Source organism: Vibrio sp. 10N.222.49.C9 (assembly GCF_041474985.1).
Taxonomy (GTDB): Bacteria; Pseudomonadota; Gammaproteobacteria; order Enterobacterales; family Vibrionaceae; genus Vibrio; species Vibrio crassostreae_C.
Genome location: NZ_JBFRVD010001631.1, coordinates 1 through 253, shown reverse-complemented (window position 1 = coordinate 253; position 253 = coordinate 1). Strand labels below are relative to the sequence as shown.

Sequence of the window (253 nt, the reverse complement as noted above, 5' to 3'; positions counted from 1 at the left end):
ATCCGAGACAACACCGAAGGCAGTGAGTCAGCAAAACTGTTTGCGTTAATCGCGTTGATCAGCATGATCGCCCCTTCAATAGCGCCTTCCGTGGGTACGGCGATTATGAACCTGATGGGGTGGCACTGGATATTTATAATCTCTGGCACTTTGGCTTTAGTGGTCGCCTTTGTTGCTACTCGCGTTTTACCTAAAGCCAAAAAGCGTGCATCAACCACCACTCCCGTTCGTTACAAACATGTGTTTACAGAGT

At 48.2% G+C, this 253-nt stretch carries 1 protein-coding gene; it reads left to right on the top strand.

Annotated features, from left to right (window positions below; translation table 11 throughout):
• Positions 1–253, top strand: a 253-nt coding sequence (locus AB4585_RS29580; RefSeq protein WP_372172408.1) for an MFS transporter, incomplete at both ends; no start/stop codon positions are given.